This window comes from Exiguobacterium sp. JMULE1, assembly GCF_013337175.1.
Classification (GTDB): domain Bacteria; phylum Bacillota; class Bacilli; order Exiguobacteriales; family Exiguobacteriaceae; genus Exiguobacterium_A; species Exiguobacterium_A indicum.
Genome location: NZ_SGWC01000002.1, coordinates 1,109,384 through 1,123,643 on the forward strand (window position 1 = coordinate 1,109,384; position 14,260 = coordinate 1,123,643).

Annotated in this window: 14 protein-coding genes; 13 read left to right on the forward strand and 1 reads right to left on the reverse strand. The window is 47.1% G+C overall.

Features of this window, described 5'->3' with window-relative positions; all coding sequences use genetic code 11:
- The first annotated feature begins 29 nt into the window (after positions 1-29).
- From EXW93_RS05830 to EXW93_RS05880, 10 genes are all read left to right on the forward strand, one after another.
- A complete protein-coding gene (locus tag EXW93_RS05830) occupies positions 30-350 on the forward strand; it encodes an antibiotic biosynthesis monooxygenase (protein WP_174316115.1) in 321 nt (106 codons plus the stop codon).
- Positions 351-482: 132 nt separating this feature from the next.
- On the forward strand, positions 483-1,961 hold the full coding sequence (locus tag EXW93_RS05835; RefSeq protein WP_174316116.1) for an AraC family transcriptional regulator: 1,479 nt from the start codon (positions 483-485) through the stop codon (positions 1,959-1,961).
- Positions 1,962-2,287: 326 nt separating this feature from the next.
- Positions 2,288-3,982 (forward strand): IucA/IucC family protein, encoded by a 1,695-nt coding sequence (locus EXW93_RS05840; RefSeq protein WP_174316117.1) that lies wholly within the window; start codon positions 2,288-2,290, stop codon positions 3,980-3,982.
- Entirely contained in the window at positions 3,939-5,564 is a 1,626-nt protein-coding gene (locus tag EXW93_RS05850; RefSeq protein WP_254606182.1) for an IucA/IucC family protein, read from the forward strand. Before EXW93_RS05840 ends, EXW93_RS05850 begins: the two co-directional genes overlap by 44 nt.
- Entirely contained in the window at positions 5,551-6,747 is a 1,197-nt protein-coding gene (locus tag EXW93_RS05855; protein WP_174316120.1) for an AMP-binding protein, read from the forward strand. Before EXW93_RS05850 ends, EXW93_RS05855 begins: the two co-directional genes overlap by 14 nt.
- Entirely contained in the window at positions 6,735-6,986 is a 252-nt protein-coding gene (locus tag EXW93_RS05860; RefSeq protein WP_023467837.1) for a phosphopantetheine-binding protein, read from the forward strand. Before EXW93_RS05855 ends, EXW93_RS05860 begins: the two co-directional genes overlap by 13 nt.
- Positions 6,979-7,977, forward strand: coding sequence for a DUF6005 family protein (locus EXW93_RS05865; RefSeq protein WP_174316121.1), 999 nt, complete (start codon positions 6,979-6,981; stop codon positions 7,975-7,977). The genes EXW93_RS05860 and EXW93_RS05865 overlap by 8 nt, the downstream gene beginning before the upstream one ends.
- Positions 7,925-8,752, forward strand: coding sequence for a sugar phosphate isomerase/epimerase family protein (locus EXW93_RS05870; RefSeq protein WP_174316122.1), 828 nt, complete (start codon positions 7,925-7,927; stop codon positions 8,750-8,752). Before EXW93_RS05865 ends, EXW93_RS05870 begins: the two co-directional genes overlap by 53 nt.
- 94 nt (positions 8,753-8,846) lie before the next feature.
- Complete coding sequence (locus tag EXW93_RS05875) at positions 8,847-9,959, forward strand: glycerol dehydrogenase (RefSeq protein WP_023467840.1); 1,113 nt, start codon at positions 8,847-8,849, stop codon at positions 9,957-9,959.
- Between the two features lie 147 nt (positions 9,960-10,106).
- Positions 10,107-11,255 carry an FAD/NAD(P)-binding protein gene (locus EXW93_RS05880; protein ID WP_174316123.1) on the forward strand — a complete coding sequence of 383 codons (1,149 nt, stop codon included), beginning with the start codon at positions 10,107-10,109 and terminating at the stop codon, positions 11,253-11,255.
- A 224-nt stretch (positions 11,256-11,479) separates the two neighbouring features.
- On the opposite strand, the gene EXW93_RS05885 is transcribed toward EXW93_RS05880, so the two are convergent.
- A complete protein-coding gene (locus tag EXW93_RS05885; RefSeq protein WP_058265243.1) occupies positions 11,480-12,217 on the reverse strand; it encodes a peptidoglycan DD-metalloendopeptidase family protein in 738 nt (245 codons plus the stop codon).
- A gap of 326 nt (positions 12,218-12,543) precedes the next feature.
- Between EXW93_RS05885 and EXW93_RS05890 the strand changes: the two genes are divergently transcribed.
- The 3 genes from EXW93_RS05890 (at position 12,544) to EXW93_RS05900 (ending at position 14,171) form a co-directional block, all read left to right on the forward strand.
- On the forward strand, positions 12,544-13,005 hold the full coding sequence (locus EXW93_RS05890; protein WP_174316124.1) for an NUDIX hydrolase: 462 nt from the start codon (positions 12,544-12,546) through the stop codon (positions 13,003-13,005).
- 88 nt (positions 13,006-13,093) lie between these two features.
- Positions 13,094-13,969, forward strand: coding sequence for an SDR family oxidoreductase (locus tag EXW93_RS05895; RefSeq protein WP_023467844.1), 876 nt, complete (start codon positions 13,094-13,096; stop codon positions 13,967-13,969).
- Between the two features lie 13 nt (positions 13,970-13,982).
- Entirely contained in the window at positions 13,983-14,171 is a 189-nt protein-coding gene (locus tag EXW93_RS05900) for a hypothetical protein (protein ID WP_029341324.1), read from the forward strand.
- The last annotated feature ends 89 nt before the right edge of the window (positions 14,172-14,260 follow it).

Genomic DNA, 14,260 nt, shown 5'->3' on the forward strand with positions numbered 1-14,260 from the left:
TCATTATCAATTAGAAGGAGTGATAGGTGATGTTCATCCAATTAAAAACATTTAAAGTCAAAAAAGGAAGTGCTGTTGAAATGATCGAGCGTTTTTCAGGAAAGGGAATCATCGAGCAACAACCAGGGTTCCTCGATTTAAGTGTCTTACATAAGAAGCGTACAAAAGAGGAAGAAGAAGTTCTTGTCCTGATCCGCTGGGAATCGGAACAAGACTGGAAAGCGTGGGAAACGAGTGAGGTACACCTTGCCGGTCACCGAGAAAGAAGGGGGCAACCAGGTCCCTCCTTCATTCTTGACGGTCAGCAACATTACTATGATGTGATTGGATTTAAGACAGCAGATACATGATCGACACAACAATAAACAATCACGTAGGCAAGTGAAAGAAAAGCATCTCGAAGATTCCCTTACATATTGATCAAGATTGAACGGATACGGAAAAGCGTCAGATGGTATATGTTTTTTAGGAGTGAGTTGAAAATGACAGAAGCACTGCATGCATTTCGAGTGAGGAAACACGCTTTACAGACAGGAGGACAATTAGCGATACGTCCGGGTTTGATTGTCGTCATACAAGGCGTTGGCATTACCTACACGGAAAGGAAACGTCTAGAATCGGGCGAAGCCTGTTTCATCATGAAATCAGGTGAACGATTCATCGTCCAGGAGGGACATTGTCTCTTGTATCAGTTAGAGGTTGAACTGACGCCATTTCTAGTCTACCGTCAACCAACGAATGAACTAGTGGAGTGTTTAGAACGAATGCGCGGATGTCCAAACACAATGACCGGTTCTCTTAGACAACATCGCTATCTGTATCAACTACTGGAGCAATTAAGTGAACGTCGTCATGAGCAGACGTTTGAGGAAGTGACGTCCCAGTGGTTAAAAGAACTCGGAAAATCAAGAACAGTCAGTGACTTGGCAAGTGAGTTAAACATGTCACTGCCGACGTTTTCCCGCCAATTCAAAAAGCACTACGATCAATCACCAAAGGAACTGATTCATCAATTGCGGATGCAACGGGCGAAGGAGTGGATGATTGCACATCCAGATTGGACGATTGCTGAGATCGCAGAACGTGTATCAATCAATGATGAATTTTATTTCAGCCGTCTCTTTAAAAAACGTGAGGGACTATCACCAAGTCAGTACCGGAAACGGTTGTTTCCACGGGTCGGAATCTGGAGTCAAGCGTTGTTGCAAGATCACTTATTGGCACTTGGCATTCAACCTGTCATCGCACCGTCTTTTCCGACACAATATCGTTCGAACGGTGTGCCAGACTATTTAAGTGAACTCGAAGGTACGCAACTATACGACGCGTCAGCAACGATTTTACCGGAATGGTTTGAGACATCAAATCTCGATCTCGTTTTACGGACACCGATACGAGGTGAATCACCACCTATGTTGACGTCTTGTCCGGTCATCGATATTTCGAAACAAACTTGTTGGAAGGATTACTTGTATGCTGTTGCTAGGGCAACCGATACGCTTGAGCGAACGACTGACATCATCAACGAAGTCGAAACGCTTGAAACAATTGTGAAGCAACAGTTCGAATTCAATCGGAATGTGACATGGGCAGTTATTTGGATCAGAGACTCAGAAGTCCGACTGTACGGACGAACAGGGCATACGATGTTAGATTTTCTGTTCAGTGAAATCGGTTTACAGCCCGTGGAAGGACTCCCGCACACCGTCTACATGACAATCAGCCTAGAAACATTACAGCAGTTGGATCCGGATGGTCTGTTCATACTGTGGAGTCAACCTGCAGATGTGGAACGAATTCGAGGAACGAGGGTGTGGCAAACGCTTCGTGCCGTTAGGTCGGAGCGTATATTTTACCCAGACAGTGTCGATTGGGATCCGTGGGGACCACTTGGGAGAATGCATATGTTACGTCAATTGCATACATATATCAGCGATAGTAACTGTTTTGTTTGTCCATGAAGAATGAAAAGAAAATCCATGTCACTCATCATTGATAATGATTATCATTACAGACGGAGTTCACGATGAGGCAGAGAAGACTGACAAATGAACCTAAAAAGTCGTCGCCTTGTCGTACGAAAATTAGGGAGGATCGTTTGTTTGATTGGTGTTAAATCTCACGACGATATGTGACTTCTGCATTTAATCGATTGTGAAAACGGATTGAAGGAACTTGAAAACGTTTTACTTAAAATAAGTGTGTATACGCACCATCAAAAACGGGGAAACCCGTTTTTCTATTGATGTGGAATGAGAATGATTTTCAATAAGGGGAGGAACAGAGCGTGCGAACATGCGAAGAACAAATCGAGCGATTAGCGACCGAGGTGACGCTTCAATCGTTCATGAACAGCTACATCAGAGAAGTGAACCCGGGCGAATGGGTCAACGAGAGACCGTTTGATGCATCCGAGACATCCTCTTTTTATTGGATGAAGCCGTATCTCATCGAAATCAAACGTCGTTCCATCATCGGACGCCACGAGATTGGAATGATTCGTGAAGAGACAAAGAACGGATGGCGGGAAGTTTCAGCCATGTCTTGTATCATCACCTGTTGCATCAAGCTTCAACAAAAAGACCCGAATCAAACGGACTTACTCTTTCGTGTTCTTGACAGTCACCGGACAGTGCAATTGATTTTAGAGGAACAGCTGAACGCACGAGAGCAAGAGACGTTCATCGATTATGAACAACGCTTGTGGTGTGGTCATTGGTTCCATCCGACCCCGAAAAGTAGAGTCGGTATGACCGACTGGCAACAAAAGGCGTATGCGCCTGAATTCCGTCAACCGTTTCAACTTCACTATTTCACAGTACATGAGACATTGCTCGAAGAACGTTCAAGTAGCAACGAGACGATTAGTCAGCTTATGAAAAATCAACTGGGTGATTTGATTCAAGTGACAGCGCAAGAGCGAGTCATTCCAATTCATCCGCTTCAAGCCGAGTATTTGTTACGTCAGCCGACAATCAAGCAATGGATCGAGCAAAGTATTCTCCGTTATCATGGCGCAACTGGACCACTCTATAACGCGACTTCGTCGATCCGGACCGTCGAAGCACTCGACCGAAGTCATATGTTGAAGTTATCCATACCTGTCCAAGTGACGAACTCAAGACGCGTCAACAAGCGGCACGAATTAGAGGCCGGTTATTTGATGCATCGATTGTTTTATCATCTGTCTCTTCCTGATACGTTTGACCTCATTCACGATCCTGCGTATTTAGCGATCCGGACTAAAGAAGAGACCGGATTCGAAGTCATCCTGCGAGACCCTGCACCCCACGCGGTAAATGTTGCAGCACTCGTCCAACCGACATTACCGAATTCGGAATCTCTCCTGCTGCGGCTCATCCGGCAGTCGGGATCAATCGCATCGAAACATGTCACTCGGTGGTGGAAACAGTACCTGGAGTTGACGTTAGGAGCAATCGTTACACTGTATGAGGAACAAGGAATCGGACTCGAGGCGCATCAGCAAAATAGTCTCATCACATTCGAAGACGGATGGCCGGTTCGATATCACGTCCGGGATAATCAAGGCTATTACTTAGCAGACACGAATCGAGATTCCTTTACCCTGCTGGAACCGGAACTGAAGCATACGACGTTGTTCTACCCAGAAGAAGTCATTGCTGAGCGTTTGACGTACTACATGATTTGGAACCATCTAGCGAGTATCATCGACCGATTGGCAGCAGACACATTATTAAAGGAAGAAGTTGCTATCGCGTTACTGCACGAATGGTGTCAAGTACGAGTTAAAAGTCTAGAAGGGCGAGGCAGAGCTTGGCTTTTGATGTTGTTAGAATCGCCGACACTTCCATACAAGGCGAATTTACTAACACGCCTACAAGGACTCGATGAACTTGAAGTCGAGGGGGAACGGGTTTGTTTCATCGACTTGGATAATCCGTTACGGGAGGGCAACTATGCTTTACGACAGCAAAACACGCATCTGCAAACAACTTCTTGAGAGTTTGTTATTCGAGCGGATTCTTCCTTTTACTGAAATGATTGTCGGAATGAAGAATCGTTTTACATTCCACATAAAAGATAGTGAAGTGACAGTCGAAGGAAAACGCGGTCCTTTCGACCGAATCCGGCTCGACATCACGACGTTACGCTCATCGAAGTCATCTGGCGTCAACGACTGGTTTGAGCATCTCTTGACGCAGTTGCCGATCCCAGACGACTTTCAGGAAGAGTTGCGACGTACACATGATTTCGATGACTTGTCGCAGCGGCATCGTCTACCAATCCACCGAGCAGGCTTGGATTATGAAAAGTTGGAGCAGACCATCATCGAAGGGCATCCCTATCATCCTTGTTATAAATCAAGGATTGGCTTTTCGCGAGCTGATCATGAAGCATACGGACCTGAAGCGGGCAATCGCTTCCAGTTACATTGGATTGCCTTACCTTCTACGCTCGTTCAAGGAAATGGAATCCTACCTATTCCACTGATTCTTGGAGAACCGCTTCTACATATGTTTTTAGTCAAACTGGAAGATTTCAACCAAATCGATTATCAGATTCTTCCTGTCCACCCATGGCAATGGTTACGTATCAAGCAGGAGGTGGCACAAGTCGGAGGTGTCGACTTAGGCGAAGGCGGGGTATTCGTGCAAGCGACGCAGTCGATTCGAACCGTTTTTTGCCCAGGTCAGCCCGAACTACCGCATATCAAATTGCCGCTCGACTTGAAGCAAACGTCAGCCGTTCGGACTTTTTCCGTGCCGAATGTCGTGGCAGCTCCTGCAGTATCGGATTGGTTGAAAAAACAGGCGAGTGAATTGCCGATGACGTTGTTATCTGAATTTGCTTCATGCGTCGGCTCGAGCGGTCCACTTGCGGGTCGGGTCGGCTGTGTCTTTCGTGAAAACGTCTTGACGTATGTTCACAAGGGGGAACAGGTCATTCCCTTGACAGCACTTGCTCAAATCGAGGTGGATGGACGACATTTTTTAGGACCGTGGTTGGAACGATATGGTCATGAACGGTGGCTTCGTCGATTCTTCGTCGTCTATCTCGAACCAGTCATCCGACTCGTGACCGAGAAAGGCATCGGTGTGGAAGCTCACGCCCAAAATACGTTACTTGTCTTACGGGACGGATGGCCGGAACGGATCATTCTCCGCGATTTTCATGATAGCGTCGAGTTCGTCACCGAGTTACTCGACGATCCATCGGATGTACCCGATTTTAAGAGGCTACATCCTGATTTTGATGCACCGCTCAATACCTATTATGAAATGTCACACCCGCTTGCCTTACGCGAGCTGCTGTACGATACATTATTCGTCTATCATTTGACGGAACTAGCGTATCAACTTGAACTGACGGAGAACTTGAATGAAGCGACGTTCTTTGATTGGATGCATCAGACGATCGAGGGGTTGCCGATTGATCGTGACCGACTAGAACGAATCGGATGGTACGAACAAAGAGTAACGGCAGAAGCCTTACTGGCACCACGGTTTGGTTTGACGAATCAAATCGATGTAAAAAATTCACTAGTTCAACGAGGAGAGGAAGACGATCATGCTATGGATTGAGAAAGAATGGGTGACAGCAGAAGAATTGACGACACACGAACTGGTGAAGCAATCGTTCATAACGGAAGGGAAGACCGTAGCCATCTGTACGTCAGATACAAAAGCATGGTTAGCCCTCTGTCTTACGATGCGACGTATGAATGGAACAATCCTTCCCATTCATCCGGAGACGCCTGTTTCTGGTGCTGAGCGTCTAGCGATACAAGCCGGATGTGGCTATTTGATTTATCAAGAGACCATCATTCCGCTTCCGGAAGCGGAAAAACGTGCGGGTGGATTGATTCAATTCAGTTCCGGTACGACGGGGCAACCAAAAATCATTCACCGGACATGGGAGTCGATCGAGACGGAACTGAATGCTTATACGAACAGTTTTCCGCTGACGACGAAAGCGACGATCGTTGCTTGTCCGACGACACACTCATTCGGATTACTGTGTGGAGTGTTCGCGACTTTAAGACGCGGAGCAACACCAGTCATCCTACAAGACTTCTCACCACGTCATGTGCTAGCAATCCATCGTTTGCATCCGGACGCGATCATCTATATGGCACCGGGACTAGCGTATGCGATGAGTTTGTTCCCGGAATCCGTTCACGCAGTGATGATTTCCGGGATGACATTACCAGAAAAGTGGTTCCGTTCGATCGAACGGAAGACACGTCATTTGCTTCAACAGTATGGCTGTTCAGAAATCGGTTGTATCGCACTTCATCCGAATCCGCCGAGTCCGCAAGCGATCGGCTTTCCACTAGAGCATCTTGAGATTGAAACTGGAACGAAGGGAAAACCAGCAGAATTAGTCGTTTCGCAACAAGGCGTACGGATTGGTACGAAGGATTTAATGTACGTTGAAGACGGGCTGCATTTTCTTAGCCGACTCGATGAGATGATCAATGTGTCTGGCTTATCCGTCTATCCCGGAGAAGTCGAAGATGTCTTGTATCAGCTGCCGACCGTCGAGGCTGTCGTCGTCTTTAAACGAATGGATGCGTTCCAAGGAGAGCGCGTCTGCGCTCAACTCGTGACGACGGCATCGGAGGAAGAACTAAACCAACATTGCAAGAAGCATCTCGCACCTCATCAACGACCGACGGAGTGGCAACTCGTTGAGCAAATTGAGCTGTCTGCGAATGGGAAAGTGAGTAGAAAACGATTGGGGGAACAAACATGTCCCGTTTAACGATTGCGCAATTCGAAGATATACTGACCGAACAGCTCGAATGGTCATCATCTGTCGCTATTTCGACAACAGACTCTCTACGAGATGATCTAGGACTGGATTCGATGCGCTTGATTCATCTGTTGCTTCACCTTGAATTGGAACACGGATTAGTGATTCCAGATGAGCACATGTCAGCCCTTCCCAAAATGCGAGTAGAAGAGTTGATGTCTGTTTTACAGGAGGTCATACATGATTAAAGTACACTGTCTCGTCAGTTGCGTCTGCGAGACGATCAAACGATCGGCCGCTGACCATCGTCCCTATTACTTTGGCGTATGGGATTCTTCGTTTTCCTTGTCAGCCGATTATGTCCTCTCACATCATGATGAGAAGATCAACCATCAGGAGATGCTTGATTGGTATGAACGTCTTTACGGAATCCCAGTCGAAGAATGGTACGACCACGAACAGTCAAAAGACGAAAACATCGCTCAGCTGATTCAACGAATCGAACAGAAAAACGAGGACGAGTCAGTGATCGTCATGTTGGATTTAGCTAGTCTACCTGAGCGCGAAAATAAATTTCACCATGATGTGTTTCCCCACTACGTCATGTTAGAGGCGACAGAAAATCCGGAAATATGGCACATGCTTGATCCTGATTTCCGGTATGAAGGTGAACTAGAAAGAGAACGTATTCTTGCAGCAGTACGCCATCGTGCTGTCGCTGGTGGGTTTGCGTTTCGAAATACGGATGTTCGAATACCAGATGCGACGACGGTAAGTGCCTATTTCATGAGTTGTCTAAACGTACATCATCCATTGACTGAGGCAGTCAAGCGTGTTGTGCATCACTATCGTGAACAACCTGAGGGATTATCGAAAGCCTTAAAGCAGTTACCTGTCATTGCCATTCGAAAATATGCCTATGAGCATGCATTTGCTTATTTATATGAAGCGATTGGACGCGACTTGGAGACATCTGATTTTGAAGAATGGACGGATGAGGTTGAAACACTTGTCAATCAATACTCTGTCATCCAACATCGGGCTGTCAAATATGCTATAACGCGTCAACCGGAAGTGTATTTAGAAATCGAACGATTGATCGAAGAACAATGGGCACGGGAGAGTGCCATCAAACGGCAACTCGTCGACACGTTCCATGTGTATCAACGACAGGAGGGGATTGAACATGAAACTCGCACTCTGTACGATCAGCTATCGGCATCATCTGCGTTCATTTAATGATTTGATTGATTTTGCTTCAGAAGAACACTTTGACGCCATTGATATTTGGGGGGTTCATGCTGAACATTTAAGAACGGAAGAAGTCGAACGGCTGAAATCGTCCCATCTGAATGTCAGTATGCTAAGTCATTATTTAAATTTAGACGCACCGATGTCAGAACTGCTTGCGGAGACGAAACGACTCTCGCGATTAGCGACACGAATCGGAACGGAGCGTATCCGCATCTTTGCGGGGAATGAGGCGAGCCATACCTTATCCGATGCCAAATGGGATCAACTCGTTTATCGGTTGAAGGGGATTTGCCGTGTCCTTGATTCTGCAGGACAGCGATTATTACTTGAATTTCATCCGAATACTGCAACAGATACGGTAGAGACAACGATACGTTTACTACAAGCGATCAACCACCCGGCATGTCGGATCAACTTTGACGTCTTACACGTCATCGAATCAAAGGCAGATCCCGTCGAAGCATACTTCAGACTCGCATCGTATGTGGATCACCTACATTTAAAAACAGTGGCGAATGTTGATCAATTCTCAGTCTTTGAACCAACAAATGTCTATGCGGCAAGCGGATCGCGGGAAGGGATGGTTCCATTGTTCGAAGGTATCGTCGATTATCACCAGTTCTTTGAAGACGTTTCAGGTCATCTCGATCACTTGACAGCAAGTCTCGAATGGTTCGGTCCTGATCCAGACAAGCGTTTAAAAAGTGATCGACTTCTTATTGTACAAGCACTTGAAAGAGTACCCGTTTTGTCAAAATGATTCGAATCGATGGGGTTTAAACGTCAGCAGAAAAGGCAATTCCTCTATTGTATGTCATTGACCATCGTGTCCCTTACAGAAAGGATGTTGAAACATGTCAGAACGTGTCTTCATTAGTCCCTCAAAGTATGTCCAAGGAAAGGATGTCATTGACCGGCTCGGTACATATGTGAGCCCATTCGGTGAAAAAGCGCTCGTCATCGCGGATGATGTCGTCTGGAAAATCGTCAAGGAACGTGTCGAACACTCGTTGTCCGGCGAAAATGTCGGCATCGAGAAAGCGGATTTCAGTGGCGAAGCCTCACGGCATGAAGTGAAACGAATCGCTGAGCAAGCACAAGCGGCAGATGTCCGGTTCGTCATGGGTGTGGGAGGCGGAAAGACGCTTGATACGGCAAAAGCCGTCTCGGATGAGTTGAACGTGTCAGTCGTCATTGTCCCGACGCTTGCTTCGACCGACGCACCGACGAGTGCCTTGTCCGTCATCTATTCCGACGAAGGGATTTTCGAAAGTTATCGTTTCTATAAGAAGAATCCCGATCTCGTTCTCGTCGATACGAAATTGATTGCCCAAGCACCAGCCCGCTTCTTTGCGTCCGGAATCGCCGATGCCCTCGCGACGTGGGTTGAGGTCCGGAGTGTCGTCGCTTTTGGTGGACAAACGATGGCAGGGGGACGACCGACGATTGCGGCACAAGCGATCGCCAAACGGTGTGAGGAAGTCTTGTTCGAGCATGGTCGCTTGGCGTATGAATCCGTTCAGGCGCAAGTCGTAACACCGGCACTCGAAGCCGTCGTCGAGGCGAATACGCTCTTAAGTGGACTCGGTTTCGAGAGTGGTGGGCTAGCTGCAGCGCATGCGATCCATAACGGGTTCACAGCGCTTGACGGTGAGATTCACCACTTAACACATGGTGAGAAAGTTGCCTTTGGTACACTCGTTCAACTGGCGCTCGAAGAACATCCACAAGAAGAAATCGAGCGGTACATCGCGCTCTACACGGATCTTGGCTTACCGGTGACGCTCGAAGACGTCAAGCTAAAAGATGCGTCGCGTGAAGATATCGTCAAGGTCGGCGAGGCAGCGACTGCTGAAGGCGAGACGATCCACAGCGGTTTCAACGTCACGGCGGACGAAGTCGCGGATGCGATCATCGCAGCTGACCGCTATTCGAAAGCGTATCTAGCGAAACATGCTTCTTCCTGATTGATGCGTTTAAATCCGCTTCCTCTACCGAGAGGAAGCGGATTTTTTATGGGCTTTCGTCGAATGACGCTTGAATTCTTCTTAAAAACACGCTATCGTTATAAAACGTAATGATTACGATTTAATTCAGGTGAAGGAGTTTTTGTGATGACGGATCGATATGAATGGGTGATTGTTGGCGGAGGAATTCATGGAATGACGGTATTCAATGCCTTACGTGAAAAAGGAATCGATCGGGAGATGATACGGATCATCGATCGTCACCAGCAACCATTGATGAACTGGCGTAAACAAACCGAACGGATTGGCATGCCTTACCTACGTTCAACTCGGGTGCACCACACTTCGACGAATCCGACGAGTCTCAGGCATCATGCGGAAGAACAGGATTATACACATCAAGCCTTCAAGGATACATACGGACGGCCATCCTTGGAATTATTCAACGACCATGCTCTTCAATTGGCGAAGCAAAATGAAGTGGAGGCGAGCTGGGTCCAAGGGGAAGTCGCACGGCTAAGACGAGAAAGCGGAACGTGGATTGTCTCGACAGACGAAGGCGAGTTACGAACAAACCATGTCGTTCTCGCTCTCGGACAATCGGAACATCACGTCATGCCAGAATGGGCGAAATCGGCGCGTCACGTTTTCTTATCGAAGCACGATACACCACCGGTCGTCATCATCGGAGGTGGGATTAGTGCTCTGCATCATACGATTCAATGTGCCGAGCGCTATCCCGGGCAGGTGACCCTTCTTTCACGACGTCCGCTCGAAAAAAGTGCATTCGATGCCGATCGAAAATTCATGGGACCAAAAGGATTGACACCATTCAAGTCCTTGTCGGCTAGCGAGAAACGAGCGCTGATCGTACAGGAGCGTCGCCCGGGAACGGCAACACAGGATTTGATTCAACGTGTCCGTCATCTGATTCGAGAAGGAATCATCAGTCATGTGATTGGTGAAGTCGAGCAGGAAGTCGAAAGCGGAGTAAAGCTGATGGATGGTCGTATTCTCACCGCTGAATCGATTATTTGCGCAACGGGTATCCGTCCGATGGTCGTTGAAGGATCTTGGCTTGAAGCCGTCCAGCAAGAGTTGAAGCTGCCATTATCTCCTTGCCGGACACCATTACTAGATGAAGAAACCTTTGAATGGGGAGAGAATCTATTTGCGACAGGTAGCCTCGCTGACTTAACGGTTGGTCCGTTCGCTCGCTCGATTTACGGAGGACAAGCCGCAGCGCGTGCGATCGCCTCGACGATTGAAGCGAAACAGACAGAAATGCTCGTCTAACACTATATCGCTATCCCCGTAAACATTACGAGAAGTCATGTTTACGGGGATTTTAATGAAAGAAAGACAATCTTATCAATTCAACGAATTAGTCTAGTAAGATTTAACGCTAGTCGCTTGCTATCATCATGAAAGTAAGTTGACTCATTTGGGTGTAATTGGATAAAATGTAAAATTAGATGGAATTCAAAAAAGGTACCCCGGACGGAGTACCTTAAACGTATTTATAGGAAAGCGAGTGGGTTGACACTGCTTGCTGCAGACGAACCGCTGTAGGTGTAGTTTCCACGGTGGATCTCGAAGTGCAGGTGAGATCCGAATGAGTTACCAGTGCTACCGACAGCTCCGATGTTCGCGCCTTTCGGGATTGATTGACCGACAAAGACAGAACGTTTGCTAAGGTGAGCATACACTGTTGTGTACGAAATACCGTTCACTTTATGTTCGACCATGACATGGTTACCATAAGCTCCCTGATATGATGATTTGATGACTTTTCCGGCAGCAGCTGCTTTAACGGGTGCTCCAGTCGGTGCTCCGAAATCGATGCCGTTATGGAACGTGTAGCCGTACTTACCGCTAGCATTCCCGTAGCCTTGCGTGATTGGTCCGCTTGTCGGACGCATGAATCCAGTCGATGAAGAGAACGATGCTTTTTTCGCTGATTTATTAGAAGTATTGTACTTCTTGACGTAACCAGAATAGACGTAGCGTTTTTCACCTTTATGCATGATTTTCGTCCAGTTTCCTGTCTGACCGAGGTATTTGAATGTTTGACCCGCATTGACGCCGTCGACGATACGGTGTTTTAACGATGGACCAGTCCGGACGCGAAGTCCATCTGCTTTAATCTTTACTTTATACGATGAGCCAGAAGAGGCTTCAACTTTACCTGTACCCGTAGCTGCAAAACCTGAAACAACGAGGGCGCTCATTGCTAACGTCGTGATTGTTCGTTTCATGAATGTTCCTCCTAAGTTGAATATCTAGTGTTGTCGTCGGAATGACATATATAGAAGTGGATGCGTTTAGTGTGTGTTGAAGTGAGTGATGCGGTCATTTGACTAACGAGAGTATAGCATTCAAACATCAGACCTTTGTGTTTCAATTCGATTGCTAAAATATATTCTAATAACATTTGTTGTAATATTGAGTACTCGTTCAATTCGAAAATCCTTTAAAATCAAGATGAATTCGTGTTACAACGAGATGAATTTGATGACAAAACGCAATCGTGGGAAATGATGAGAAAGTATGGGAATCTAATAAGAAGAGAGTAGGTAATGGGATGGATTTGACGTTTACAGTAAATCAAAAAAAGCTTAACATTCGCGCAGTGGCGCTGTTGATTCAAGATGGACATCTTTTGATTCATCGTCAAGGAGAAGATGATTTTTGGTCATTACCGGGAGGGCGTGTCCAGTTCGGTGAAAGTGGTGCCAAAGCGATCGAACGTGAGATATTAGAAGAACTCGGTCAGTCGATTGAGCCACCGGTCTTCCGTTTCCTCCATGAAAATTTCTTTGATTATGCTGCGCACCAATTTCACGAACTGGGACTATTTTATGAAGTGACGTGCCGTGAACCATTACCGCTCTCAACGGATGACTTCTATGGACCAGAAGGTGAAGGATTGACATATCGGTTCGTACCGTTCGAAAAGTTAGATCAATATACGTTGTATCCAAGTGAACTCACGCATATGCTCCGAACGAGTATATTCCCGCCCCTGTTGACGAATGACATCTGACTTTTTTAGAAAAGCGTTTACATATACTTCGCAAGGGAATCGTTGAACATATGATTCATTATGTCATCGATGAGGGAGTGGAACGTTCATGAGGGAAGAGCAGTTCGAAGCGTTACATCAGGAAGCACGAGGGCAGACGCAGGAGCGACAGCCGGGCATCGAATATATCATGAAACCGGAGCCGATCTACGATGATCCAGATTATGTCGGTTCAGGTAAGTTAAAAGGGAAAGTCGCGTTGATTACCGGAGGGGATAGTGGAATCGGGCGTGCTGTTGCCGTCGCTTTCGCTAAAGAAGGGGCGAACGTCGCGATCGTTTACTTAAATGAGGGGAAAGACGCTGAAAAAACGGTGGCAACCATCGAATCATACGGCGTCAAAGCATTAAAGATCGCGAAAGATATTAGTCGACCGGAACACGCACAACCAATCATCGATACCGTCATCGCAGAGTTTGGACAATTGAACATTCTCGTTAATAATGCCGGGAAACAATTCCCGCAAGATGACTTTCTAGCCATCACACCGGATCAACTCCGAGAAACGTTCGAGACGAATGTATTCTCGATTGTCTACCTGACGCAAGCCGCATTGCCGCATCTAAAAAAAGAAGACACGATCATCAATACCTCGTCCGTGACAGCATACGCCGGTGCACCAACGTTGATCGATTATTCGGCGACGAAGGGAGCAATCGCGACACTGACGCGTTCACTTGCATCAAGCTTGATCAAACAAGGGATTCGGGTCAATGCCGTCGCACCAGGTCCGATTTGGACACCGCTCATTCCAGCGACGTTCACGAAGGAAAAAGTGGAGGCACACGGGGAAAATACGTTAATGAAACGCCGGGGACAACCGTCCGAAAATGCAGCGGCCTATGTCTATCTCGCCTCTCGCGATTCGAGTTACGTCACGGGTCAGACGATTCATATCAACGGCGGCGATTACATCACGTCTTAAGGGGGAGATCAAGATGAAGAAGAATCCGAATGAAGTGCCTGAACGCGAACCGGATCATCAACCGGACGAGATCCCGCAGACACCACCGAGTGAGGTACCAGATACGCCACAGGAAGACCCGGTCCGTCAGCCGGAACCGGATACGTTCCCAGAACCAACCGAGATTCCGGATACACCGCAGGAAGATCCGAATCCCTATTAACGAGTGAAGTGACCATCATCCAAAATTGGATGGTGGTTTTTTCGTGATAAAGAAGACAAACTATCTTGACAATCAAACTGTATGGTGAG

Bases quoted from the DNA above. Each gene is read 5' to 3' on its own strand.
- EXW93_RS05830 (WP_174316115.1), top strand. From the start codon at position 30: ATGTTCATCCAATTAAAAACATTTAAAGTCAAAAAAGGAAGTGCTGTT.
- EXW93_RS05835 (WP_174316116.1), top strand. From the start codon at position 483: ATGACAGAAGCACTGCATGCATTTCGAGTGAGGAAACACGCTTTACAG.
- EXW93_RS05850 (WP_254606182.1), top strand. From the start codon at position 3,939: ATGCTTTACGACAGCAAAACACGCATCTGCAAACAACTTCTTGAGAGT.
- EXW93_RS05855 (WP_174316120.1), top strand. From the start codon at position 5,551: ATGCTATGGATTGAGAAAGAATGGGTGACAGCAGAAGAATTGACGACA.
- EXW93_RS05860 (WP_023467837.1), top strand. From the start codon at position 6,735: ATGTCCCGTTTAACGATTGCGCAATTCGAAGATATACTGACCGAACAG.
- EXW93_RS05865 (WP_174316121.1), top strand. From the start codon at position 6,979: ATGATTAAAGTACACTGTCTCGTCAGTTGCGTCTGCGAGACGATCAAA.
- EXW93_RS05870 (WP_174316122.1), top strand. From the start codon at position 7,925: ATGAAACTCGCACTCTGTACGATCAGCTATCGGCATCATCTGCGTTCA.
- EXW93_RS05875 (WP_023467840.1), top strand. From the start codon at position 8,847: ATGTCAGAACGTGTCTTCATTAGTCCCTCAAAGTATGTCCAAGGAAAG.
- EXW93_RS05880 (WP_174316123.1), top strand. From the start codon at position 10,107: ATGACGGATCGATATGAATGGGTGATTGTTGGCGGAGGAATTCATGGA.
- EXW93_RS05885 (WP_058265243.1), bottom strand. From the start codon at position 12,217: ATGAAACGAACAATCACGACGTTAGCAATGAGCGCCCTCGTTGTTTCA.
- EXW93_RS05890 (WP_174316124.1), top strand. From the start codon at position 12,544: ATGGATTTGACGTTTACAGTAAATCAAAAAAAGCTTAACATTCGCGCA.
- EXW93_RS05895 (WP_023467844.1), top strand. From the start codon at position 13,094: ATGAGGGAAGAGCAGTTCGAAGCGTTACATCAGGAAGCACGAGGGCAG.
- EXW93_RS05900 (WP_029341324.1), top strand. From the start codon at position 13,983: ATGAAGAAGAATCCGAATGAAGTGCCTGAACGCGAACCGGATCATCAA.